This window comes from Synechococcus sp. B60.1 (genome assembly GCF_047462555.1).
Lineage (GTDB): Bacteria > Cyanobacteriota > Cyanobacteriia > Thermostichales > Thermostichaceae > Thermostichus.
Map to the genome: position 1 here is coordinate 1 of NZ_JANSJN010000092.1, position 1,272 is coordinate 1,272.

At 62.3% G+C, this 1,272-nt stretch carries 1 pseudogene; it reads left to right on the top strand.

Going from position 1 to position 1,272, the window contains the following annotated elements:
• Positions 1-79: 79 nt before the first annotated feature.
• A pseudogene (locus tag NW863_RS10280) lies at positions 80-1,272 on the top strand (excinuclease ABC subunit A); the annotation flags it as partial.

Genomic DNA, 1,272 nt, shown 5'->3' on the forward strand with positions numbered 1-1,272 from the left:
TGTTCCTTAACTTTTGTTGTTTTTCGACTCGCCAATTTTGGGCAGAGTCTCCACCCACGCTGCACACAGAGGGGATGAGATGTCCGGCCAAAACGAAATCCATGTGGTGGGGGCGCGGCAGCACAACCTCAAAAACCTCGAGCTGCGGATCCCGCGCAATCGCCTGGTGGTGTTTACCGGCGTCTCCGGGTCTGGAAAATCTTCTCTGGCCTTCGACACCATCTTTGCCGAGGGGCAGCGGCGCTACGTGGAGTCCCTCAGCGCCTATGCGCGGCAATTTCTGGGGCAACTGGACAAACCGGATGTAGACCGCATCGAGGGCTTGAGCCCAGCCATTGCCATCGACCAAAAGTCCACCAGCCACAACCCCCGCTCCACGGTTGGCACCGTGACCGAAATCTACGACTACCTGCGGCTGCTGTATGGGCGGGCCGGGATCCCCCACTGCCCCCATTGTGACCGGGTGATTGCCCCCCAGACGGTGGATCAAATGGTGGACCAGATCCTGGCCCTGCCGGAGCGGACGCGCTTTCAGTTGCTTGCGCCCGTGGTGAGGGGAAAAAAGGGCACCCACGCAGCGCTCTTGCAAAGCCTGCGCCAGCAGGGGTTTGTGCGGGTGCGCATCGACGGCCAGGTGCGGGATCTCAGCGAGGAAATTGAGTTGGCCAAAACCAAGGCCCACACCATTGAGGTGGTGGTGGATCGGCTGGTTAAGGGCCCCAACATGGCAGAGCGGCTGGCCGATTCCCTGACCACCTGTCTGCGCCAGTCGGGGGGACTGGCGGTGGTGGAGCTCTTGCCCCGTGAAGACGAACGGGAACACCTGCTGCAAAAAGTAGCCGAGGTGGCGGGGCAGTACCTCAACGGCAAGCCAACGGAGCTGATCTTTTCGGAACAATTTGCCTGCCCCGAACACGGCTCCGTGCTGGGCGAGCTGTCGCCGCGGCTATTTTCCTTTAACTCCCCCATCGGCGCCTGTCCCGTCTGTCACGGCCTGGGCTTTGAACCCATCTTCGACCCCGACCGGATCGTGCCGGATCCCAAGCTCCCCCTCTATGCGGCCATTGCCCCCTGGGCGGAGCGGGAGAACCCCTACTATCTGGCCCTACTGGCGGGGGCTGCTAAGGCCTTTGGCTTTGAGCTCAGCAGCCGCTGGTGCGACCTTACCCCCGAGCAGCAGCAGCTCCTCCTCTACGGCAGCGACCAGGAGATCTACGTTGAGGCGGAATCCCCCCAGGGGAGCCGGGGCTACTACCGCCGCTTTGAAGGGGT